Annotated in this window: 16 protein-coding genes, 1 tRNA gene and 1 CRISPR repeat array; of the genes, 5 read left to right on the top strand and 12 right to left on the bottom strand. The window is 42.4% G+C overall.

Annotated elements, in window-relative coordinates:
- Window positions 1-58: 58 nt before the first annotated feature.
- Window positions 59-1,045, bottom strand: a complete 987-nt coding sequence (locus IQ264_RS17720) for a helix-turn-helix domain-containing protein (RefSeq protein WP_193982125.1) — start codon at window positions 1,043-1,045, stop codon at window positions 59-61.
- 318 nt (window positions 1,046-1,363) lie between these two features.
- Between IQ264_RS17720 and IQ264_RS17715 the strand changes: the two genes are divergently transcribed.
- Window positions 1,364-3,043 (top strand): iron uptake porin, encoded by a 1,680-nt coding sequence (locus tag IQ264_RS17715; RefSeq protein ID WP_193982124.1) that lies wholly within the window; start codon window positions 1,364-1,366, stop codon window positions 3,041-3,043.
- A 37-nt stretch (window positions 3,044-3,080) separates the two neighbouring features.
- Window positions 3,081-4,565, top strand: coding sequence for an arylsulfatase B (locus IQ264_RS17710; RefSeq protein WP_193982123.1), 1,485 nt, complete (start codon window positions 3,081-3,083; stop codon window positions 4,563-4,565).
- Between the two features lie 363 nt (window positions 4,566-4,928).
- Here IQ264_RS17710 and IQ264_RS17705 read toward each other — a convergent pair whose 3' ends face one another.
- Together IQ264_RS17705 and ruvB are read right to left on the bottom strand one after the other, a co-directional pair.
- The gene (locus IQ264_RS17705; protein WP_193982122.1) at window positions 4,929-5,807 is read right to left on the bottom strand and encodes a tetratricopeptide repeat protein; all 879 of its coding nucleotides are present in this window, start codon (window positions 5,805-5,807) and stop codon (window positions 4,929-4,931) included.
- 245 nt (window positions 5,808-6,052) lie between these two features.
- A complete protein-coding gene (gene ruvB, locus IQ264_RS17700) occupies window positions 6,053-7,141 on the bottom strand; it encodes a Holliday junction branch migration DNA helicase RuvB (RefSeq protein WP_193982121.1) in 1,089 nt (362 codons plus the stop codon).
- 70 nt (window positions 7,142-7,211) lie between these two features.
- Here ruvB and hisF point away from each other — a divergent pair, with 70 nt between their 5' ends.
- From hisF to IQ264_RS17685, 3 genes are all read left to right on the top strand, one after another.
- Window positions 7,212-7,979 carry an imidazole glycerol phosphate synthase subunit HisF gene (gene hisF, locus IQ264_RS17695; protein WP_193982120.1) on the top strand — a complete coding sequence of 256 codons (768 nt, stop codon included), beginning with the start codon at window positions 7,212-7,214 and terminating at the stop codon, window positions 7,977-7,979.
- A 106-nt stretch (window positions 7,980-8,085) separates the two neighbouring features.
- Window positions 8,086-8,298 (top strand): hypothetical protein, encoded by a 213-nt coding sequence (locus tag IQ264_RS17690; RefSeq protein WP_193982119.1) that lies wholly within the window; start codon window positions 8,086-8,088, stop codon window positions 8,296-8,298.
- Between the two features lie 64 nt (window positions 8,299-8,362).
- Window positions 8,363-8,435 (top strand) — tRNA-Ala (locus IQ264_RS17685).
- Window positions 8,436-8,682: 247 nt separating this feature from the next.
- Window positions 8,683-9,297: a CRISPR direct-repeat array (repeat unit 37 nt; unit sequence CTTTCAACCCACCCCTAGCCGGGAAGGTTGTTGAAAG).
- A 548-nt stretch (window positions 9,298-9,845) separates the two neighbouring features.
- Here the strand turns inward: IQ264_RS17685 and cas12k are convergent.
- The 9 genes from cas12k to IQ264_RS17640 all read right to left on the bottom strand — a co-directional run.
- A complete protein-coding gene (gene cas12k / locus IQ264_RS17680) occupies window positions 9,846-11,777 on the bottom strand; it encodes a type V CRISPR-associated protein Cas12k (RefSeq protein WP_193982118.1) in 1,932 nt (643 codons plus the stop codon).
- Between the two features lie 106 nt (window positions 11,778-11,883).
- Window positions 11,884-13,731, bottom strand: a complete 1,848-nt coding sequence (locus IQ264_RS17675) for a GmrSD restriction endonuclease domain-containing protein (RefSeq protein ID WP_228061628.1) — start codon at window positions 13,729-13,731, stop codon at window positions 11,884-11,886.
- A gap of 183 nt (window positions 13,732-13,914) precedes the next feature.
- Window positions 13,915-14,229, bottom strand: a complete 315-nt coding sequence (locus tag IQ264_RS17670; RefSeq protein WP_193982116.1) for a hypothetical protein — start codon at window positions 14,227-14,229, stop codon at window positions 13,915-13,917.
- A gap of 89 nt (window positions 14,230-14,318) precedes the next feature.
- Window positions 14,319-14,519: a hypothetical protein gene (locus IQ264_RS17665; RefSeq protein ID WP_228061627.1), complete on the bottom strand. Its 201-nt coding sequence runs from the start codon at window positions 14,517-14,519 to the stop codon at window positions 14,319-14,321.
- A 543-nt stretch (window positions 14,520-15,062) separates the two neighbouring features.
- Window positions 15,063-18,410, bottom strand: a complete 3,348-nt coding sequence (locus IQ264_RS17660) for a hypothetical protein (RefSeq protein ID WP_193982115.1) — start codon at window positions 18,408-18,410, stop codon at window positions 15,063-15,065.
- Window positions 18,411-18,782: 372 nt separating this feature from the next.
- Window positions 18,783-19,289, bottom strand: a complete 507-nt coding sequence (locus IQ264_RS17655) for a TniQ family protein (RefSeq protein WP_193982114.1) — start codon at window positions 19,287-19,289, stop codon at window positions 18,783-18,785.
- Window positions 19,289-20,122: a TniB family NTP-binding protein gene (locus IQ264_RS17650; protein ID WP_193982113.1), complete on the bottom strand. Its 834-nt coding sequence runs from the start codon at window positions 20,120-20,122 to the stop codon at window positions 19,289-19,291. Before IQ264_RS17650 ends, IQ264_RS17655 begins: the two co-directional genes overlap by 1 nt.
- Window positions 20,123-20,211: 89 nt before the next feature.
- Window positions 20,212-21,957 carry a Mu transposase C-terminal domain-containing protein gene (locus tag IQ264_RS17645; protein WP_193982112.1) on the bottom strand — a complete coding sequence of 582 codons (1,746 nt, stop codon included), beginning with the start codon at window positions 21,955-21,957 and terminating at the stop codon, window positions 20,212-20,214.
- Between the two features lie 385 nt (window positions 21,958-22,342).
- On the bottom strand, window positions 22,343-25,005 hold a 2,663-nt coding region (locus IQ264_RS17640; RefSeq protein ID WP_193982111.1), incomplete at its 5' end, for a CHAT domain-containing protein.

Here is a 25,005-nt window from a genome sequence, read left to right as displayed (position 1 = left end):
TTAGGACTTGCTGAAAATTTTGTTTTGAAATGCAGAATGTGAGAGTGAACTACTGAATTTAGTTGCTCCGTTTCAGCGTTGCTGAAGGCAGTTCGTCGAACATTTTCTTATAATCGTGAGCAAAATATCCCAGGTGGTAAAAGCCAAACTGAGATGCAATTTCTGTAACAGTTTTGTGGCCTGGTTTAGCTAGCTTTAGAGTCCGGTGAACGCTTTGTAGCCGCAGAATTTTCAGGTAGGACATTGGACTCATCCCGAACATCTCCTGGAATCCATAACAGAGAGCTCTAGTACTAGTTCCTAGTGCTTTGCACAAATCGGTGAGGGTAAGAGGTTGGTCAGTATGGGTTTGCATATAATCATTAGCTTGTTTGACTAAGTGCGATCGCCGAAAAGCCTTGAGGGGGGGTTTCAACCGTTCCTGTTGTATGGGAAATGCGCTAATGAGTAAAGGCAAAAAGTCCCGTAAAATTAGTTGCTGAAAGTCTGGCTTGTAGAGAAGAGGAGACAGCTGACGCAACAATTCATACAGTTGCTGCAAATACGCTCGTAAAGGTGGTAGAGACTCAGGAATGTAGGCATGATTCGATGCTACAAACTGAGTGTTCAAATCCAGTCGATCCATTGTTTCGGCACAAGCCTCAAACAGATCTTGCCGCACATGAACCGCACAATGGGTAGCGTTTCCCGGAAACACCAAATTTGCTGATCGATGTGGGTCATACCCAAATACATAGTCTGCATTCACCAACCGATTATCCTCAATCACTGGTTGACCTTGCTCATGCAAAATGAAGGTAAACGTCAAAAAACCTGGATATTTATCTCCAACCGCATACAATTTGCAATTGACATGATTAAAGTTGAACTGAATTGTCTCAAAATGTAGAGCCATCGAAGTGCAAGAAAAAGGCCAACAGTTCAATTGAGCAAGTCTGACATCTTCAGGTAAAAATGCCGCTAACTCTTCAATATCGCTAAAGCTACGGTATATGGCGACACCTGAAGGTTGTAAATCTAAATGATTAGAAGAGTCCACAGGCATCACCAGACGATGTTAATTCTTTCATTTTAAGATATTAAATTTCCTTGGGTAAATTTTTGTGAAAATCCTTGATAGCTATTTTGGCAAACTTGCGATTTTTGGATATTCATTTTTCTCATTTGCCTCTATCCTTTCTCTGTGGGAATTTATCTGAATTGATTTTGGATGAGAGGAAGCCCCATTTTTGGATGAAGGAGTTGGCAGGAAGTGTGGATTAGAAACTTGAACTTACGATTAGTTTTCTTAATAGACCTCTCCAGAAAAGAAGAGAAAAGGCAGGCAGGATGCCTACCCTACAAGAGTTATTGGAGAGGTCTAATGGTGCTAGGTTGGAGTGCGATCGCATTATCCCCAACCCTAGCCTCTGAGTTGAATTTAGAGAACAGCAAGTTCACTGCGTCTACTCCCCTGGCTCAATCGCTTGAGCCGGAGAGTGATATAACCAACTTCCAGACCTTAAATTCAGCCTCTAATGACATAGAACAAGTCACATCTGTTTCTCAACTAACTGATGTGTCACCAACTGACTGGGCATTCCAAGCATTGCAATCGTTGGTTGAACGTTACGGCTGCATTGTCGGTTATCCAGATAGAACCTATCGCGGTAATCGATCGCTCAGTCGTTATGAATTCGCTGCCGGACTGAATGCTTGTTTGGACAGAATTCAAGAACTCATTGCGGCTGCAACGGCTGACTTTGTTAAAAAAGAAGATTTAGAAGTCATTAAACGGTTGCAAGAAGAATTTGCCGCAGAACTGGCAGCCGTGCGGGGTCGAGTCGATGCCTTGGAAGTGCGAACGGCAATATTGGAGAAACAACAATTTTCCACCACAACCAAGCTGAGTGGTACGGCGATCTTTGCAATTGCTGATGTGTTTGGTGGCAGTGGCAATAATGTGGACACAGTATTGCAATATCGCACCAATCTCGACTTGAAAACGAGTTTCACGGGGCGTGATTTGCTGATTACAAGTCTGATCGCCGGAAATGTTCCCACACTAGGCGTTGGGTTTCCCCTGCCAGGGACTCCGGTTGGCGGGGTCACGATTCCCAGCGCAGAGGGAACCCTAGCCTCTCAGTTTGGCGCTAACACAGGCAGTCAACTGCAGGCATTAGTGATCGGCTATAACTTTTTTGTCACTCCCAAGTTACTGGTGTCTGTTGCAGGGGGCGGCTTCTTTCCGCTGTACGCGATCGCTCCCACCCTGAATCCCGCTCTGGACGATAACGATGGAGGAACAGGTGCCATTTCCGTGTTCGGTGAACGCAACGCTATCTATGCTCTGGGTGCAGGCAGCGGCATCGGTTTGAATTATTTCGTTAGTCCCCAATTGCGGCTTTCGGCGGGCTATTTGGCTGATGGGCTTAAAGTTGGTAGTCCAGAGCGGGGATTGTTTAATGGCGGATATTCTGCGATCGCACAAGTCACCTGGAGTCCAAGTCAGCGATTCAGCCTTGCCGGAACCTACATCAACGCATACTTTCCTCCCGGACGGTTTGGCTTCAATTACAATGCTCTGGGCGTAGCAGGAACCGCTGTTGCAAATACCTTGGCAGGTCAAACTCGGCTCACAACTGGGCGTTTATTTGACACCGAATCCGTGATTAGTAACTCTTACGGGGTGCAGGCGACCTATCAATTCAGTCCCAGCTTTGTTCTCAGTGGTTGGTTTGGTGCCACCTATGCCCGCTTAATTAACAATGGAGAAGGTGAAATTTTTAACTATGCCCTCACTTTTGCCTTTCCAGATTTAGGTAAAAAAGGGAATTTGCTAGGACTTGTCGTGGGTGCTGAACCTTACTTGAATGACTACGAAGATGGCAATCCTCGATCGTTTGAAACGGATATTCCCTTTCATATTGAAGCTTTCTATCGCTGGCGACTGAATGATAATATCTCGATTACACCCGGTTTGATCTGGTTAACTGCGCCAAACCAGAATAACGACAATCCAGACGATATTATTGCAACCATCCGAATGACATTCAAGTTTTAAAAATCACCATTATTTTAGTAAGCGATCGAAAGTAACCATGAAATTCTTCCTCACTGCGATTCTAAGAAAACGTCTGATTGTTAAAGGTTTAGGAGTTTTTATCACCTTCATTTTGGTGCTGTTTTTAGGGATGCGTGAATGGATTCCATTTGCGATCGCGCAACAGAAACCAGTCCGTCCCCATATTCTCTTCATTATGTCGGATGACCAGGGCTGGAAAGATGTAGGCTTCAACGGTTCTGACATTAAAACACCCAATCTCGATCGCCTTGTGCAAACCGGAGCCCGACTGGAACAATACTATGCTCATCCGATGTGTACTCCGTCAAGGGCGGCTTTGCTGACGGGACGATATCCCCATCGTTATGGTCTGCAAACTGCCGTGATTCCTTCAGCTGGTACTTATGGTCTGGCAACCGATGAGTGGTTGTTGCCCCAGTCATTAAAAACAGCAGGCTACAAGAGTGCGATCGTCGGCAAGTGGCATTTGGGTCATGCCGATCGCAAATATTGGCCACTGCAACGGGGGTTTGACTATCAATACGGCCCGATTCTGGGTGAAATCGACTACTTCACGCATTCGGCTCATGGAACGGTGGATTGGTATCGTAACAATCAACTCGTCAAGGAAGAAGGCTATGTCACCACCTTACTGGGGCAAGATGCCGCCAAGCTAATTCAGGAGCACGATCCCAACACACCTCTGTTTCTGTACCTGGCTTTTACAGCCCCCCATGCGCCCTATCAAGCTCCACCGGAGTATCTCGATCGCTACAAATCCATCACCGATCCAAACCGTCGGGCATACGCAGCTATGATTACGGTAATGGATGACGAGATCGGACGGGTATTGGCAGCCTTGGACAAGCGCGGGATGCGGAACAATACCTTGATTGTGTTTCAGAGTGATAATGGGGGGCCGCGATCGGCGAAAGTCACAGGAGAAGTCGATACTTCTGGCGGTACGATTCCCGCTGATAATGGCCCTTTCCGCGACGGGAAAGCATCACTTTTTGAGGGAGGCACTCGCGTGGTTGCCCTTGCTAACTGGCCAGGACAAATTAAACCCGGTTCCGTAGTCAACCAACCAATGCACATTGTAGATTGGTATCCGACCCTGATCGGTCTAGCTGGCGCAAAGTCAGATCCCAAGAAACCCCTTGATGGATTAGACATTTGGCCTGCTCTCATCGGCGGAAAGATTGCCATTCGCAATGAAATTGTTTATGGCATTGAACCATTTCGAGCCGCTCTCCGGCAAGGCGATTGGAAACTGGTGTGGCGAGTGGTATTGCCATCTCAGGTGCAACTCTTCAACCTGGCAAAAGACCCTTCAGAGAAGACAAACCTCGCGGATCAACAACCAGAGAAGGTGTTACAGCTAAAACAGCAAATTGAGGAAATGTCTCGTGATGCCGTCTCACCATTGTTCATCAAGGAAGCGGCTGGTGCTGCACAGAGCATCATCTTTTCGTCGGTTGCTACGCCTGATGAGGCAGAGGAGATTGAGAATCAGCCGTAACGTTTTTAAGTAGGTGAAAGTAACTATAGCCAGTCTAAATCAATTGTGAAAATTTCTTATCCTCTCTTCTTTCTTCGTGTCCTTCGTGTCTAGAACACCAATTCAGTAATCCCAGAAACCGGGTTTCTTTGGCTTGGGGTAACAAAATATCGACTGCGCTAGGGAAAGAAACCCGGTTTCTCATCCCCGACTACAATACTGAATCGGCGTTCTAGGTGCTACGCACCGCTACGCGAAAATTGTACGGAAAAACTGAGCATTTCAAAGCCTTAGATGAGGCAATAAGAACTGCTCAGTTTATTCGTAATTATTGCATTCGACATTGGAAATTGACAGGCAAGATGCCTGTCCTACAAGAAAAAATTATTCCAATTTCAGAAACTTCTCCAATGCTGCAACTAGAGAAGAAGGCCAACGACGAACGGTTTTAACCCATTCAATATCTTTGTAACGATCGTCCAATCCCACCACAGAAACCCAGTTACTTTCTGCTTCTCCATGTTGTCCTTGTTCCCAAAGCGCAGCTGTTAAAGCGGCACGCATATCGGGAAATTGGGGATATTTCCGAATCAAATTCCTCATAGTGCGAATCGCCACTTCTTTTTGTCCAATTTCATATAATGCTAGGGCATAATTGGCACGGGCAAAGGCAAATTCTGGGACTAATTCAAAGGCTTTTCGGTAATCTGCGATCGCTTTTTCCCATTCCCCTAAACCTGCTTCCGCATTGCCTCGGTTATTATAACCCATTGCATCATTGGGAGCGATTTCTAGTAACTTATTGTAATCTGCGATCGCTTCTTCAAATTTACCCAATCCTTCTAAAGCTAAACCGCGATTAAGATAAGGATCGGGCGCAGTTGGCGCAAGTTCCATAGATTTATTGTAATCTGCGATCGCTTCTTTTAGCTTATTTTGCGCCGCTTTACTATTTCCCAAATTAGACCACAACGCCGGATTATCTGGGAACATTTCTATTAACTGATTCCAATAAGTTTCTGCTGCTACAAAGTCTCCTTTTTCGCTAGCATCAAAAGCTTTTTGACCAATTTCATTAGCTTTCTTATATTTCTCTTCATCGATATTAGGAGAAGGTGCAGTTTCCGAGGTTTCAATTTTTGGTAATTCAGTTTCATTAATGCTAGGAGTTGCTGTCTCCGTTTGCGCCATTACTGGCGGAGTATTAAACCCAGCAAGAAACAAGATTATTACTGTGAGGAGAGTCAAAATTAAGCGAATCATATCTATTTTTGGTAGTTGGTAGTTGGTGAATATCGCAGTCTTAAAAATATTTTTTAACCACGAAGACACGAAGGACACGAAGAAAGAGAAGAAGAGGTTTTATTTTTTTACCGCAGAGACGCAGAGGGAAGAGAGGGAGGAAAAGTTCATGAGATAAAATTCAAATCTAACATCTAACATCTAACATCTAAAATTTCCCAGTCCTGTAGGACAGGCATCTTGCCTGTCATCTCCAGTCCCAAAAATTAATCATAACCTAAATGTTTCCAAGCGGCAGGTGTTACTGTTCTTCCCCGATGTGTTCTTTGCATTAATCCAATTTGCATTAAGTAAGGTTCGTAGACTTCTTCAATAGTTTGGGAGTCTTCTCCTGTTGCAGATGCGATCGTTTCTAATCCTACTGGCCCTCCGTTAAAATTTTCAATCATAGTCTTTAATATGAGGCGGTCTGTCCAATCTAATCCCATCGGGTCTACATTAAATAATGTTAGTGCGTCACTGGCAATTTTTTGGGTGATTTCGCCGGAAGCTTTTACTTGAGTGTAATCCCTTACTCTTTTTAACAAACGATTGGCTATTCTGGGTGTACCGCGAGCACGACGCGCTATTTCTGTTGCGCCTTCGGGAGTGATGGGAGTTTTCAGGATTTCGGCGGTTCGCTGTACAATTTGAGTCAGTTCTTCGGGTTCGTAAAAGCGTAATCTGTGAATGATACCAAAGCGATCGCGCAAAGGTGAAGTTAAAGAACCAATCCTAGTTGTCGCTCCTACTAATGTAAAGGGTGCTAAGGGTAAACTGCGAGTTTTGGCAACTTGACCTTTTCCGATCGTAATATCCACCCGAAAATCTTCCATCGCCGGATAAAGTAACTCTTCCGCCATCCGCGACAACCGATGAATTTCATCAATAAACAGGATATCTCCCTGTTTCATGCTCATTAATAACCCTACAATATCGCGGGGTCGTTCTAAGGCGGGTGCAGTCGTAATCTTGCAGTTTACCTCCATTTCTGCCGCTAAAATTAAGGACATAGTGGTTTTCCCCAAACCGGGAGGGCCATAAAGTAAGAGATGATCTAAAGGTTCACCTCGGTTTTTTGCGGCTTGAATGGCGATCGTCAGGACTTCCTTCAACTCCTTTTGTCCGATATAATCAGCAAGTCGCGGAGGTCTGAGAGTTTCTTCCTGCTTTTCCTGTTCGTCAACAGCGGCGGTAGGTTGCAATAAGTCTTCTGTCGGCGCTTTGCGAGTCTGGCGCTTGCGGGTTGACTCTTGCCGTTGTTTGGGTTTACGCTCTGGTTCGGTAGGCTGTTGCTGGGAAGAAACGATCGCCATAGTTAAAAATATGGATAGATTTTCCGCTAGTCTCTAATTAATCACCACTTCGAGGACGCGAGACATTGCTATGTTAGCTAAACGGATCTTACCTTGCTTAGATGTCAAAGCTGGGCGAGTCGTTAAAGGTGTGAATTTTGTAGATCTAAAGGATGCTGGCGATCCGGTAGAACTGGCGCAAGTTTATAATGACGCTGGCGCAGATGAGTTGGTGTTTCTTGATATTACCGCCACTCACGAAGACCGAGGCATTATTTTCGATGTGGTATATCGCACCGCAGAACAGGTGTTCATCCCGTTGACTGTTGGTGGTGGCATTCAATCCTTAGAAACAATTAAACAATTGTTAAGGGCAGGAGCAGACAAAGTTAGCATTAACTCATCTGCGGTACGCGATCCTGATTTTATTAATCGGGCGAGCGATCGCTTCGGCAATCAGTGTATCGTAGTAGCAATTGATGCCAGACGCAGAACCGATCCTACTAACCCCGGTTGGGATGTTTATGTACGTGGCGGCAGGGAAAATACTGGTATCGATGCGCTCTGGTGGGCAAAAGAAGCCGAAAAACGTGGCGCAGGAGAATTACTAATTACCAGCATGGATGCTGATGGAACTCAAGCTGGGTATGACTTAGAGCTGACCAGGACAATTGCCGACTCTGTGGAAATTCCGGTAATTGCCTCTGGGGGTGCTGGTAACTGCGGACACATCTATGAAGCTTTAACCCAAGGCAGAGCAGAAGCAGCACTCTTAGCTTCTTTGTTACATTACGGTCAACTCAGCGTTGCAGAAATTAAGAATTACTTAACAAATCATCAAGTGCCAGTTCGAGGGTAAAAATGCCTGAAATCTATATCTTGAGGTAGATCCCAGTTTTTCATCTGAAATATATTGCCAGGGCTGAATATATTAAAATAGATGAAGTGTTACGATTCGTAAAAATATGTTGATTGCTATTCTAATGTTTGATGTAGCTCTGGTAGCCTGGTCATTGCACTTGATGCAGGAAGCGTTCGATCAGCAAGAGTTTTCCTTAATGTTGGCAGGTACTTTGGTCGCGCTCTCAGCAGCAGCCATGTTGGTAGTATATTTCCTCATGAACAGTTACATGGGCTATTTATCAGAAATAGCTCAACGTCCTTGTCTACTGTACTAAAAAATTTGTCGCTCAACCCTTGACAAGGAAACCCAAAATCAGGCATTATAGAAAAGCGTCAAATGGGGCTATAGCTCAGTTGGTAGAGTGCTTCAATGGCATTGAAGATGTCAGCGGTTCGAGTCCGCTTAGCTCCATATAGTTGTGTCGATTAACACATTATTTGTCGTCGTTAACAGATTGATGTCGTCATTAACGAATTAATGTCGTTATTAACAGATTAATGTCGCTCAACTGTTTTCTGTCACTGTTAACAAATTAATGTCGTTCAGCACTTTTTACATGAGACATTACCTAAAATTTAAAGCCATTGAAGCACTCCTTTCAACCCTCCAGTTATTTAATTGCATTTTTATCAATAATCGAAATTACAGTATGAATTATCTTTCAACCCACCCCTAGCCGGGAAGGTTGTTGAAAGCTCCAGCCGCCATCATTTCTTCTGCTTGTTTTTCACTTTCAACCCACCCCTAGCCGGGAAGGTTGTTGAAAGCACTCCAGCCGCCATCAGTTCTTCTGCTTGTTTTTCGCTTTCAACCCACCCCTAGCCGGGAAGGTTGTTGAAAGCAGACTCGCGAAGAAGTTATGGCAGCGCAATTACTTTCAACCCACCCCTAGCCGGGAAGGTTGTTGAAAGTGTTCCTCAACAGTTAATCCAGTCTTTTTTAGAAACTTTCAACCCACCCCTAGCCGGGAAGGTTGTTGAAAGGATTGTATCGTTATTTGTCGGCGGTTGGCAATATTCTTTCAACCCACCCCTAGCCGGGAAGGTTGTTGAAAGTCCAAATTGATTGAGACTCGATTAATGCTCCGGCCTTTCAACCCACCCCTAGCCGGGAAGGTTGTTGAAAGGTCACTTTTTTGTTAAGATTAAGATGTAGCATTTTATCTTTCAACCCACCCCTAGCCGGGAAGGTTGTTGAAAGTGCGGAACCTACCACGCTCGATGTCATCCCTGGATACTTTCAACCCACCCCTAGCCGGGAAGGTTGTTGAAAGTCCGCCCGTCTAGAACCTTATTTTGGATAGGCTTCGAGACAGAAATTCGTGAATCTGTTTCAAAGCCTGTTAAATATTGCCTAAAACTAAGGTACTCACTACCCACTTTAGGCATCAAATCCATACTGGCTCAGGATTCGTGAAACCCCTGGAGTTTTCGCCCCCGCTTAGGTTCACGAAAAAAAAGGTTAGGAGGGTTCCCTCCGACGAAGGAGGGTGATTATAGTAGCCACCACTGCGGATAATCCGCACCCTGAATAGGGTTGAGGCTTTGGACTATGTACCTCGTCCTTATACCTTACTCATTATCGCTGGGAGCGCACCTTTCCTGTGTATCATATAAATAGGTATAGGGACACAGTACTTATCCCATCTATAGTGAGAGTACTAACTGTAGATGGCAGCATCATGAGCGGGCAGCTACTAGGGCCAGAAAGCAATCAAACTAACCCAGATTTTTCACAGCACAGAGACTCTAAAGAGCATGAACTGCGGCGCTATTGTTTTCTTATTATATTTTCAAGGTTCGCTATTTTGGCAAATTAAATTTAAAGTAACTGGCGAGATTGGTAAGCAGCGATCGCTAAATCTCGTGCTTTTTCCTGGGGGCTACCTTGAAGGGGTTGCAACCCAACCTCTACAGTGATGCCAGCTTTGGCAGCTTGGCTTTTAATGTTGTCGATTACTCGACCGTAGCTCCATCTATGGATATTAACACGATAATCTTTAGCATATTTTGCCTGACCTTCCTTGAAACCAGGAATTTTTTGTTCAGCTTTGGCTGCAACTTCGCTATGAAGTATTTCCCGCATATCGGCGAGTTTAGGAAGAACAATACTACCTGCCTGGTAAGTTTTGGCGATCGCTATTATCTCTTTAGCTAACAACCTATCTATATATTCTCCTAACTCGGATTCTCCAAAACTATTGTCAGCAAAATTTTTCTGAGCTTTGTGGCGTTGGTGAGCAAGACGTTGCTGTTGATACCGTCTGCGGTTGAGTAGATGATTGTTTTTGTGATTATTTTTGCCGAGGAGTTGTTTGATACTACGATAGGCCAAAACTTTTTTAGTGCTAGCATCTACTACGGCAACTGTTGCTGGTTTTTCTAATCCTAAACTGATGCCAACCAGGATTGAAGATTGACCTTGATAAAGAGGTTTACTGGGTCGTGGAAACGGTTGGTTAATTCGAGCTAGCAAAGATTGCTGGCGTTTCACATCCCGTTGCTGTTCCAGAGTAAGCTCACTTTTCTGATTGGCATTGGCGATTTTTTCTTCAGCAATAGCAGCTTTTTCTTGAGCCACCTGTTGCGTTCCCTCCATTGTCCACAAACGGGTTTCAACAGAACAGTGAAAGTATAAATGATTAACTTGCCAAGGTTCGCCTTTTTGATCGTTTTTTTGCCAAACAAGCCGTCCGCTCCTTAGAGTAAATAGACTACTGGAATGTTGGTTTTTGCTATCTTTTTTGGTTTGCCGATCTTGTAGAAACCGTTGAAACCAATGCAGTTGGCGTTTATCGCACCATACTTCAAAGATATGTTCTTCACCCAAACCCTTAAAGTGAACAAAAATACGATCTTTTTCATTTTTGTGCCAATATATATCTTCACTGGTTTCGTAAGATATAGGAAATGGCATAGAACTAGATTTTCTCAAGAGGATAGCTTGCCAATTTTTTGCTTCGTGTTCATCTTTGGGAACGGAGGTAGTTGCGATCGCCAATGTTTCTAGCCATTTTTCTCCCGTCAAATCCCGACCTTTGGGTATCCGGCTTTTGAGTTGCTCCTTTAGGCGTTCAATTTCTATTTCTTTTTTGCGCCGTCTCTGAGCAAATTTTTCTAAATCTTCCTCGCGATCGCTAAGTTGGCAGTTATTTTTGAGTAAATAGGCTATAGCGCACCTAGAAAGTGGATTTTTTGCACGTTTGTAAGCCTCCATTAACTTATTGAATTTGTTAGGAGATGCTTTTTCATTGTCTTGTTTTTTAGCTTTTTTTACTTTTTTGGTTTTCCTATCTTGCTGCTGAGGTTTGGCTAACTGTGCAGAAACTTTTTTTAGTATTTTAGCAGCTTGAACTCGAATTGCTTCTAAACTAGAATTACTATCTTGTTCTAATTCATTATCACTTTTAAGGATTTGTAGCCAGCGTTCTTTTCCTTCTATTGTACGCTGTCTTTGTTTCTGTAAAGCTAACCAAGATTTATAGATATCGTCTACCAGAGAAATTGCTGATGTATAAAAGCGGCCTGGTTGATCTGCGAAGTGAGGTTCTTTCTTGAGAGAGTTACATAGATTTTTGATTGTGCTTTCAGGTAATATACCTTTTTCAAGCCATGTCTGAAAGTCGGGATGTTTCCCTAACTGTTCCAATAATTCATTAACCAACGGAGTATTTTTTTGAGTCATCAATTCCCATAAGTTACGGAGGGATTCTTGACTGGCAATTAACCTACACTGAATTGTGATAATGCTCATTTGCAAGGCTGGTGAAATAGGTTATTGATTAGCTAACTATTATTATAATAAATTAGCTGAACATAGCATTATTGAATCAAATTATTTGTCTTAACTTTGGCATAAACTAATGGACGAAGGTGGAAATTAAACTGCCGTTTTGAATGCCATTTTGGGGATGAGATACAGTAGAATAAACAACTGAAAAATCAGCAGTAAAAGATTTACCGATCGCTTGTCCGATTAAGTCCATTAACTCTCTTGTCCGGGCAGCAAAAAATGCTTCAAAGTCATCGCAGCGTAGTGTTTCTGGATTGATGAAGTGCGATCGCAACATCTCATCTAGCCTTCTAGCCGATGTTCCAAATAGTTCAAGCTCTCTCAGGTAAACAGAAGGCGCTTTGCTTCCTATCTGTCTGTTAGTCTTAGCGCTCAAAGGGGTGCGATTGACTAAGCAGTTATATCTTTTGGGGTCAATGCCTTGCTTTCTGCACCAGGCGATCGGGAAAATATGATGGGAATTAATTTGTTCTTCAAAATAAATCACGTCATTAATCTCTTCTCCCGTACTTAAATCAATTGCGCCTTCCCGTCGCAATAAAGCAGCTAAACCTTGATAAAACGCACCATAACGTTTTCTGATGTTGAGGAGTCGATCGACAGAGATATTCGCCTGGGTAATTGTAGAAGGAAGAGAACCGCCTGCTAGCCAGTTTGGTACTTCTACAATATCCCGACCTGCTTGGGTTTCCTGCCAGCGAGTATAAATTTCTCCTAACATTCCTGACCATAACCAACGTCCGATCGCCGATCGCACTTGTTCGGATCGGGAACGTTCTCCAAGGACGGTAAAAATGGCACTTAAGGCAACTAATTGAATCGGGTAAGCTAAATCGCCAGCATCAAAGATTTTTTGGCTGTACAGAAATCTCGCCGCTTCCTCAAATCCTCTCACGATCGGGTCTGCCCATGTTTGATATTCTTCTTTGGAGAGTTTTAAGACTTCAGACCGACCGCAGGCGACAGCAGGTAATTTATCCAAGTTCCAACCGTTTTTTATGGCTTCGATTCTGCGAGAATAGCCAGCTACTAAGGTGATGGCTTGCAAAAAATCAGTGTTGCGGAGTTTTCGCAGGACTTTGAAGGATTGAAAGCGGTTTTCTCGGCACTTCCAGTCATCTCTTAAGCTGAAGTCTTCGGCACAATAGCTGGAACTCATTAAGTCGAAGTAATTGAGATCGCAGCCTGATGTGTTGGTATCTTCAAAAACTTGACAAACGGCTTCTTTTGGTAAGGAGTCGCGTAGCTGGATGACAGGCATTTGATAATGCTCGAATTTTTTGAGTACCTGTAGTTCTAAGGTATCGAGGAGTTCGAGCTTTTGAGCGTCGTATTGCCAGTATTTACAATATTTGCTTCTCCATTCGGAAAAGTAAAAGACTTTTGATAAAGGAAACAATCCCGCTTCATACTCTTTTTCCAGGGTAGAGCAATCGATTAAATCACCCGTGTAGATTCGCATTTTTTTCGATTCGGGTATGGCAATAATCGCACTGCGGCGATCGATATTCGGGTCAAGGCATTTTTCGATATCTAGGTAGTACCATTTTTTGATCAGGTTTTGGCTTTTTTGGTCTTCGATCGAGACGGGTTGCTGGGAAAGTAGCACCATGAAAAGAGTAGTTAGGCGTTGCTGACCGTCGAGAATTAATAAGTTGGGTGCTTTATATTCTGGGGTGTTGACACCATCGATCGGGCGCGGTTTAAATTGGACGCGCTGGTTGCCTTGCTGGAGCATCATTACGGCTCCAATTGGATAAGCTAGGGAAATGCTGGCTAAAAGGCGGCGAACGTGAGCGTCATCCCAAACCCAATCTCTCTGGAAATCTGGCAGTTGAATGCGTCCGATTTTAATTTCTTTGAGGATATCCAGTAGGGGATATTTGGTGATGTCAAAGGTGGATATGGAGTTCATTTGATTCTCTGCTGTTTTTGTCATCGCTTTAATTTTGCGATCGCTCCTAAGAATAGAAAGTGAGTTAGTTTTTTCGAGCAATGGAAAATTCGTACAAGTTAGTACGCCTGTACCTCAGCGTAGAGTTGCGGTTGTAGGTGAATCAAGGGGTTTTGAGGCGAGTCGATCGCGAGTCGCGATTAGTTACTCAACGGGGAAATCTGGCGGCAAGGTAATGCTTCCACTGGCAACAAGTTGTTTGAATTGGTTGATGAGGTCTGCTTGGCGCAAGATGCGGGGAATGTATTTGGGGCATCGGCTGAATTCTGGCCCCCAATCTTTGATGGTTTTGGGGCTTGCACCCGTGACTTGGGCGATCGCATTGATGCAAACTTTCCGATAGTTGCGACCGGGTTCTGGTGTCACCCAACGGCGGCAATATTCCATCGGTTCTAGGGGCAACTGACGGATAGTATCGATGCGATTTCCATTCCAACGGGAATTGCTCCCTGTCTGCATCCTTGGGTCGGTGGGCTAGAGGTTGCTGAACTCAGGTTAGGCAATCTCGGTTCCCAGAACAAGGATTTTAGTCATGATTTACGACTAAATTATTCTTTAGGAAAGTCAGGAGGTAGGACTATTTTTCTGATTTGGTTGAGCATATCAGCCATGCGAAGGATATGCAGCACGTATTGAGGCCGTCGCTGGAAGTTTTCTCCCCAGTTACCGATCGTTCTTTCACTGAGCGCGGTTGCTTCGGCTAGAGCGGCAATGCAGGCTTTTCTGTATCCCCAATCGTCGGGCGACATTTCAACCCATCGTTTGCAATAGTCTAGAGGCTCCAAGGGCAGGTTACTGAGCGCGTCGATCCTATATTGAGTTTTCTTAGGGTTACTGTCTATTGTCTGGCGCGGTTTAGGTGGCAATATTACTCATGAATCGTGACCATTTAATAGCATAAGTTGAGGTGCGATCGCTTGCTGTTTATCCCTGCTGTTTGGCGGCTTATCCCTCTTATGTCACTTTCGGCAAAAAATAATCGGGAATGCTTATAGCATAAGACTTTTACCAAAAATCTTGATTTCAGCCATTCTGTTAGAAAATAAAGGCTAAAATCCTAACTCTATCTAGAGTTCAAAATTTGGCTCTTATTTTTATTTTCCCAGAGTGACAAAAAAGGGATTACCCTCATTTTATTGGTCAAACCATGCCCAAAAGTCTAATTACCCCAGCACTTGGATTCTGTTTATACCTTACAAAGGAAATCTAAGGGCTTTCTGAGGAGATTATGGTGAATTCGGGTTATGGGAGGACGGGACTGAAGGACTTGGTGATCAACAAGCTTTCATAGCTTATCTAGATCTCATTTTTCTAATTTGTGCCAAACCACGCATGACAGGAGGATCTTTAACATCTTTGGGAAGAATTATCTTGTCATCAGGCTGAATACCACATAGGTCAAAATCATGTTCCCCTATCTGCCATGCAGGACGAATAAATATTTGTCGTTTCAAAATCCCTAATTCCCAAAAGAATTCTGTTGTGGAGAAATCTTGAGATACATATCCTGGAACAAGAATATAAAAGCCTATCTTTTCAAAAAATGTTACGAATTGATCAAGATTTTTTGAATCCTTTGGTTCCATAGTATTAATTCGATATGTCAAAATGAATTGCGCGTCACTAGAGGCTTTTATCCAGTCAGGGTTTACTCCAATGACAACACGATAAGCCGCTGGGTTATTGGCATCAATTCCAGTAATGATAGATACTCTTATTTTTTCTTCTGTATCTTCATCGCCAAATTCTTGCTTCCACTGAGAAAAAATCTGCTTGCTTGCAGCCTCATTACGAAACAAAAGTGCAAGCTCTAAAAGTGGAAGATTTTGCTTATTTGGAATAAAGCCAAAACCCGTTCCCTTCCAACTAGCTTTATCCCAAAGGGCAACATCAAGTAGAGAATAAACTTTACGATCACGATGCTTAAGATGATCAACGTTCCTAAGTTCTGGAGGAATTTCACCCTGCCCTGGGCTAGGTTTTATCAAGCTTGTCTGAGTTGTCTGTTCAACAGAGACAGTCTGAGTTGATCCATTATTCCAAACAACTACTCGACGAAGTGGAAATTTATTTTCTGTGTTATTTAACTGCCAGTCTGCAAGTCTAATTTTTGGTGTTTTGCCTAGAATATTCCAAATAGCAGTAGCTACATTAGTAAAGTTAAATGCACGTGAGAAAGCAGACTCTTCTCGCAAAAGCCTATCAAAGTACTGTTCTGGATCTGGCACAAAAGCTATGTGAGAAATCAATCGAATGAATAATTCAAACAATTTTTTACTTAATGCTTCAAAATTAATACCTGCGATATAAGATTCTTCACTGACAGAATGCTCTACTTTTATGAGGGTTTCAAGATGTGCAGAATTCTCTTCAATCTGAAAGCTAATAACATCGACGACTGAATCTGAAGGAATAATTTGAAACCTTATATTTGATTGATGTGGAAATAAATTAGAATCAAGACTTGTTGCGAGAAAAGCCTCAAAAGCAGCAAGAATCGACTCCGTAATGAACAAAGATCTATTATTATTTGGTGTTTCAGCAACTATGCTACAGCCTAATACTTGAGAGCGAAGTTCTACTGTGTCCTTTACCAAAAACTCTGGAGCTTCTGGTAGATCATGATTTGCTGGCTGTAATAGCCAAGAATCAAAAAACTCACGAACACTTAATTCAGTCTCTTCCTGTGGAATCCAACCCTCAGAACGGAGAGTATCCTCATAACCTAATGCGTATAACGAGGCTATGAATGAACGGTTGAGGTCAAGATTTTCAAGGATTGCTGGGATAGTCTCTAAATAGTGCAAATCATTGAAAGAAGTTTTGAGAAGAAGAATACCAAGGACTACATCTTGAGTTTCTCTCTCTTTAAGAAATATTTCTTGAGATTCTTCATCAAGTCTAAGTACTTGCGAAATGACCGTAACGTAATCAATCCATGTAAGTGTAATGGGGACTCGTCCTAACTGTAGTTCAATCCAAACTAATCGTTTTAAGCAGGCGAATGCTTGAATAGTAAATGTGCCATCTTCCCAATACTCATTAAAAGCTTGGGATGCGGCTAGAAGCATATTAGAACGTGCAGCCCATAGTAAACCTGCTGATTCATAAGCACTCGCACATAATGCTAGAGCAGCAATCAACTCACCACGGCACTCACGCATAGCCAAGTCATATTGCGCTCGACCAAGAAGACGAATTGCTTCGTAACGGTTTCCACCACTCAGCTTTTGGGTTCCTCTTGTTAAGAGCATACGTCCAGAAGTTGCTCTACTCTCTCGCTCTTGTGAAAGTAGAAGTACAGACTCAAAAAGCTCGTCAAAATCAGGATCATCAGGTAAATACTCACCTAATTCCATAAGGATTTTAATGAGGGGCGTTACAGGAAAATTAACTAAACCTTTGCCTTCCTCAAATACTTTACGAAATTCACTAAGTATCCTCTTCAGTTCAAGAGGTTTATCCTGAGACTGACTAAGATCCATCAGTAACTCAATCGACCGCGACTGTAAAACAGTACTTGGTCGATCTTTATCAGCTTGAAGTCTTTGTAACTCAATGCGTAAGGCTTCAGTCCGTGCATATATTTTTGCATCAGAAACATTAAGTTGTGAGCGTTGAACAGTAGTCCATATTAGCTGCCATAAGTTAGCTAATAATTCAATATCTGTGACTTGATCACTGCCAACTGCTAAACATTCAACACTATCATAAATTTGATTGAGCGTATTAAAGTCATCATGCCACCAAAAAGAAGTCCACGCTTTATCATAAGCACATTGAAGTTTTTGCCGATGCGTTCCATATTGTTCGGCTACACGCTCAGCTCTTGCAAAACGCCCATCGACTTCTATACGTGGTAATTCCAACTCACGCGCCAGTTTAGCTACTTCAATGCAATCCTCTACAAGCTGATACTCAATACCTTGATACCGAGTAGGATCTTGTATCTGTGTCTCTAACTCATTTAACTCAGATTCACGAGCTGTATCCAAGGAACCTTTCTTAATAGATTGAGTCAATGGCGAACTAATTTTTAGAGTTTCTATAGCTAAATATTCGCGCTTATTCTGAAACACCTTATCTAGTATCCAAGTTCTGTCTAGAACTCGTACACTAACGTTGTATTTTTTAAGTAATTCATCTTCAATATTGGCTCTATCTTTGTCCTTAATATATCGACTACTAATGAAATAGATCAAGGTGTAGCCACGCTGCGTTTCTACAATGCCTTGCACATCAGAACGAACTTTTGAGCGCCACTGTTGTTTTGCACTGATAGCAAATGCCCAACGCTCTGAGGCAGCTTCACGTCCAATGCCCTCGTACCAGCGAATTGAAACAGCATCGGAAACAGGGTAGGTTTCAGAGTCTACCTTGCTATCTCCTCCTCCAGTTGGTCCTGTTTGGGGCAAGAGATTAGGACAAATCTCTTTCTCAGCTAATCGTCGGCTGAAATGCTCAAAATCTTTTTCTTGGCTACGATTAGTCAAAGTTTCTAAGTGGTATTCAAGGAAACTCCGATCTAAAAGCGGCTCTCCAACTACTTGTGTATCAGAAAACAGATAGGGTCGTCGTGCCCTCATGAAATCTGAAGGACGAAAGTCTGCTGATTCAGATTGCTGGTGCTTTTCATCCATAAATTCGCTGAGCTTTGCCTAGAGAGGATTCGATGTAGTCTTGAAAGTATAGACATACTATTGTACTTAGTAAATTCTTATTTAAAGGTCGTCCAAAACATTTTAATTTGTTAAATCTACTCACTTCTGCTGGTGGGCAATCGCAGACTCCACTCCCTCTCAGCACCCAATGGAATTATCCAACTGGAGTTTGCTTTCTCAAACTGCGGTTTGTTTAGTCATTTCAGTAGATCGCGCACTCATCATCAGCATGGCTGTATAGGAACCATTGGAATTGTCCCTTGCTCCGGGCAAAAGCCAGCGCCAAATTCTAGTTAGCAGGGAGCGATCGCTTTGGCTTGTGATCGCACCCTTTAGTTATCTGAGTATTTTCTATCCAATCGATTTCTGACGCTTCGCCATTGTTGCAAACGGTAAAAAACAATGTTGGCATTCCCCTTGCACCCAGTCTGCTGGAATAGGGAAAAGCCTCTGGCAGTTAGTGCAATTCGGTAACAAACGCAACTGGTGACGATCGCATCCCAATCTATCCTTAAACTGCCACTCAATCCGATGCCAAGGAAACTCGCCGTAACAGACAGCACACAATAAAATCGGTCTGTGTTTAATCCCCACACCCTTTGGTGGCAGCATCTCGCCAAGTCTTTCAACATCAATCCCAACCACATTAGCCAACGCCTCCAACTCCTGTCGCGTCGGAAACGGATTAAGAAGCAACTTTTCCCATCGGGAGATTACTGCACCCAATCCCGTCAGCTTACCCAGTCCAGTAGTAGTTAAATAATTAGCCCGACGAAAGCGCCCTAAAAAATGGCTTAAACTTTCCCCTTCTAGTGGTTCAACTTCAATCAATCGCGATCGATTATCCACTGTTTCCATTACTCAAACCACTCCAAAACTTCATCTAAAGTTTGTTTGTTGATATGATTTAGACCTTTCCTCAAAGAAAGAAGACCAGCTTTTCTAACTACGCGATCGAGCAAACCAATCTTACCTCCGGTTTTTTGATACAAAGGCACTAGAGTTTCTTTTTTAGTCAGGTTAGAAGGAACTGGTAAATTTACAATTTGCTCCTCCCAAATCTCTACTACCTGGGGAAATTGGTTTTCTGACAATACCTTTAAGCGGTAACATTCTATAAAGCGATCGTGAATATACTCTTCTCTTTTAATCAAACTATCTAAGCTATCAGTACCTACTAAAACAATCGAAATCTTGTACAAATCATAAATCCGGGCAATTTCACTAAAAGTTTTCAACGTGAGGAAGTTAGCCTCATCAATAATAATCATTTCAACTTTCGCTTCCTTAATCAGCCTTAATGCTCGTCGTCGAAGTTGGCTAAGATTCCCGGAAGTTTCATCGTAACCAAGTAACTCAAGAATTAAAGTTAATAGCTCTCCTGCCGAACAATCTCCCGGCGCTTGCATATACAAAACCGGAACTAAATCGCGCCGTCCAGGTCTTTTTTTTGGTTTATTCAGCAATCTGTAAACATCACAAGTTACCGACTTACCAGTTCGCGGAGGTGCAATAATCCGACCGCATTGCTTAGTTAAGCGAAGGGTATCTAACCACTGATGTATTTTTTGGAAATGATCCAGTTCAATAACTTTGGCTGCGATTAATCGCTCAATTTCTGATTCTAGTTCGTTGGGGATTGGTTCGTCTCCCCATAAACTCTGCACCCATTTGCGTAACTCATCCGCCATTAAATTTATCCCTCTTCTTCTGGTGAAAAATTTGCGATCGCACAAACAAGCCAATTTCCTAGTAACAAAACATCACTTAGTTGTCAAACTTAATCATCGTAATCTCTTCTAAGCTGTTCGTAATCAAAAACTCTAGGTTTTTTAGATGGTGTTGGAGTCTTTTCTGATGAAGGCTCAGTTAGCTCTGAATTAACAGTTCTCGGTGCTTCATAAACTGGATGTACTTGAGCTTGTTCTGTTTTCTTCCGCTCTTGAACGCTTTTTTTCTTTTGCTTGATGAAAGTGTCACGATCGCGCACCTCTGCCAAAATAGATTTATTACTAATTTCCTTCCCTGCCTTACGCAGTTTACGACTAGCAGCTTTATTATCTTCAAAGGAAAGTTGCTCCGTCTCTAAATCCATTGCATGAGCAGCAGCAAGAAACTCCTCTTTTCCCGTTGTCCCCAAGAGATATACCCAAACAGTTGTAATGTCTCTAGGGTCAAATCTGAGAATAACGCTTTCGCCAGCATAAGCTGCCAAACTATCACCTCGATACATGAGATTTTCAAAACTTAAATACCCACCTTTGTAGATAGTGCGGCGAGTTTTTTTCATCAAACAAATATCTAATTCCCGTTCCTCAACTAAACTTGGTAGAGCAGGCAATCCTGCTTCCCACCGTTCAAAGCGAGTCTGATCTTTAGTTCTAGCATCAAGACGTTGATTGTAATTATCAACAATATATCGCACCAATAACAGATGTAATTCCCGGAGTGTAATACAAGCTTCTGACTCTGCTTTCTCGGAACGTTGTTGAATATTCGAGCCTAAATAACCGTACAATCCTGAGAGAAAATCAGTATTAATTGTGCCAAATCCGCGTTCTTCTATGCCGCCTTCAGGAGGGCGATCGCGTAAATGCAAATCAATTCCCAGTTGCACAGCAATCTGCTTCAAATGTTCCGAACGAAAATCCTTTCCCCCATCTGTAAAAATATTTTCCGGTACGCCATAAGTTCCCCACTCAAAATGGAGTTTGTATTGAGCATCGTATTTCTTAGGTAAAATTGCATGGCGCAAGGCTAAAGCAACTACTTGAGAACTTGGTGCATCAAAGCCTAAATGAATTCCCATAATGCAGCGGGAATAACTATCGGTAATTTTTGTTAACCAAGGACGGCTCAAAACTTCACCAAATCGATCGACCAACATTAGGTCTAATTTTGTATGATCGCATTGCCATACATGGTTGCTATAACGTACATCCAAAGTTTTACCATCACGAGTTTGATGGGAGACTCGTGAACCTCGCCAGCCAATATTCCGTTTTTTCTGTTTCTGCTCTTTTCGCTCAATAATCGGATTGAGGATGCGGTAAACTGTCATGTGGCTGGGACATTTTTCTAACCCCAGTTGTTCGGCTCTTACTTGTACTCTAATTGCTACCTGAGCCGGGGTCATTTTTTTACTACCTTTATTACCTTCGATAAAGGTTTTAATAATAAATTCTTCCCACTCTTTATCAACTCGGTAAGTGCCTTTGTCCGATCGCTCAGTATCAGTAATTGCAGATAGTCCTTCTTCCTGATACTTTTTCACCATTCTCTGAACTGTGCGAACTGTCTTACCCAGTTTTTGTGCTGCTTCTTTTAGTTTTTGCCCGTAAGTTTTGCGATCGCAAGCTGATATCAGACTTTGAATCACCTCCATTTTCAGTTTCGCTTGCTCTGAGAGTTCCGTCACAATGACATTTGTTTCTCTGTCCTGACTCTCTGGAATTTCATCTGAGTCGTCGCTGAGGTCAATTAATTTATGATCAGATGCGATATTGAAAGAAGTAGTTTCATCCATAGACAGCATCTCAGGTAAAAATACCAATTGGGTAGAGGTAGGACGAGGGCGATGTCGCTTAACTTAAAGTTGTCAGCAAATCGCTTGAGCTTCGTTAACCTAGCTCATAAGTACAAATTTACTAATGATTATAAACACTTTTTCTAAAAAAGTGACATTAATTTGTTAAGTTGTCGATTGCTACATTATTTGTCCGCAAGGATATGACGTTTTAGATATGTTTAATCTACTTTTGAAGTAAATGATGTCATTTATTTGTCGCTGACGATATTAGCGCCTGTTTGAAGTATGCTGCATTCTTAGCTAATGAAGAAATTCGTCCATTTGCAGGGAGTAATCTGTGAAACTTTTGGCAGACACGGGTGTTTCTATGACGAATGTAAAATTAACGCCAATAACCCACCAAAACGAAAGGTGCCCAATAATAAGGACTTTTATACTGCTCTGACTGCAAAAGACTTAATTGGGCGCTTCTTAATGCCTCTGATTTAGTAATCTTTTCCTTAGCTAATTCTTGGTAAAATCTCACCATTAATTTAGCTGTTGATTCATCGTTGACTCTCCATAAAGTTGCTACAGTACTGCGTGCTCCCGCTCTCACTGCTACCCCAGCTAATCCTAAAGCAGCTCGATTATCTCCATCTGCGGTTTCACAAGCACTAAAAACCAGTAATTCAATTGGGCGGGAATCTTCTTGTTTTCTGCGACGCAACAAATTGTCTAATTCTTTAACGTTAATTTCTTCATTCCAAGTCAGAATAAAAGTCTTTTCTGCTTGGGAACTAAATTGACCGTGTGTGGCAATATGTACAACGGAAAAAGGAACTGAATTAAGTGCTTGTTGCAGATTATTGTTGGTAAATTGCTGATTTAAAAGCTCCTGAGTAGACAATATAGACCGAATTTGTTCCAACTCCACTTTGACGTTAGGAAGGAAAGGAAACTCTGGAAACTTTTTTTGATCTACTTCCGATAAACCAGCCGTTAAAACTCTCAACTGTTCCCGTTTGAGAAGTTGCGATGGGAATAACTGTAGTCCTGGGGTGAGAGCAATGCTGTACTTTTCTAGTAAATATTTCTCTCCGTCGTGCAAAGCAGCCATTGGAATATTTCGTAATAAACCATCGGGAACAAATACCAAAGTTTTCACCTTTTTTTGCGTTAAATCTGCTTCGATCGGTCGAATAATCCAGTTATAAACTTGTTGAGAAAGCTGCAAAACCTTGTCTTTATCTGCGGCTGGTCTTCCGATATCTTGTTGCAGGTCATTGAGAACGCTTTCGAGTTCTTGCTGAGTTTTTTGCGTAGTATAAAGGCTCAAATCAGATTGGGGTAATGCTAAAATTACAGCTAATCTGTCTTTTAAAATAATCGGATAAACTACGGCGGCGGTGGGATCTACTTGGTCTATTTGTACAGGTTTAACATTTAAGCAAGCTTCCCGAAAGAAATTGTCTAATTCTGCTAATTGGAGAGATTCAATGACAAAACGCGCTTGTCGTAAATTGTCTTGACTTGGCTCCTTTTCTGTGGTTAATAAATCAACTAATTCTCGATAAACAGGTTCAACACTTTCGCGAAATGAAAACTGCACGTCTGGATTATCGGGATTGATCGCAACTAAATCTTTACGTAGGGATTTGAGAGTTTCAACTGCTACCGAATAGGAGGATATTGCACTTTGATTATCCCCTCGATCTTTAAGCAGTCTTCCTAATTGCCATTGCCAGCGATAAGCGATATCTGAAGCATTAATTGCTTGAGCTAAACTCAGTGCTTGTTGAGTGAGATTTTGCGCTTCTTTAAATTGTCCAGTTAATTCATATAGTCTGCCCAAATTTCCCAATGCGTAAGATTCTGCTGACGAATCTTTAAGGCTTTTTGCTTCTAGAACTGCTTTGGCTAAAATTTGAACAATTTCGCTTTGATTGGAGAAGGAAACATTTTTCTTTGGTTCATTCTCTAGCTTTAACAAAGTTTGAGCTAGGTTAATTTGAAGGTAGACTAACTTACGGCTAGCTGGTAATTCATTGAGTTTTATTTGCGATAATAAAGCTTGAGCTTCGCTAAATTGCTGGGTATCTGCTAGCAAGCTTAGCTGATTGATTTGTGCTTGCAGTCGGTTAATTGGAAAATTGGATGTTTGGGCGGCTTTTTGATATGCTTCTAGAGCATTTTTGATTTCAATTTTTGCGGTTGACTCATCTCTTAAATCTTCAGCTTTTTTGGCTAAGGTTCTGGCAGTGTTGGCTAAACTAAAGGAGGCGGCGCTGACACTTGACGGTACTCCCAAATCTTGGGCTATAGTCAAACTTTGCTGCAACAATCTCCGGGATTCTTTCAATTCACCAATTGCTTGCAAAGCGTTACCTAAACTCAGCAAAGCTGTAGCTTTAATTAGAGAGTTTGGTTGAGATTGTAAGGAGGTTTTTACTTGTTCTAAATTTTCCCGGGCGCGACGGTAGAATCCTAAAGATTGTAATGCTTGGGCTTGGTTTATTTGGCTGCCAATAGTTCCTTCAGTGTCGCCAATTTGGGAATAGGTAGCAGCAGCTTTTTCCCAAGTTTTAAAAGCTTGGTCTTCTTGTCCCAAACTTAATTGCAAATGCCCTTGGGCGTTCAATGCTTGAGCTAGAATTTGTTGGTCAGTTTTATTTTTACTCCTGTTGGGAATTAGGGAGAGACTGGATAAGATAGCGTTTTCTGCTTCTTTCCATTGACCAAGTTGTTGATAAGCTAAGGATAAATAACTCAATCCTAAAGCTTCACCTTGTTTATTCCCAGAAGCATTAAAAACCGAAACAGCTTGTTGCCAAACTGTCACTGCTTGGGAGAATTGTTCCCCTTGGAAAAACTGCTTACCTTCTCTTAATAATTGTTGTGGGTTGTTAATAGGTGATTCGGAGAGTTTTAAGTCTTGATTTTTTAATTGAAAAACTCTCTCCACTATCTCCCCTCCCCGTGCGACGGGGAGGGGTTGGGGGTGGGGTTGCTTGCCAATTTCGGAAGAGGCAAGGGAAACTCCGGCACTGAAAAAGGCGGCTAAAA

Source organism: [Phormidium] sp. LEGE 05292, from assembly GCF_015207735.1.
GTDB lineage: Bacteria > Cyanobacteriota > Cyanobacteriia > Cyanobacteriales > Aerosakkonemataceae > Floridanema.
This window is presented reverse-complemented; position numbering and strand designations above follow the sequence as displayed.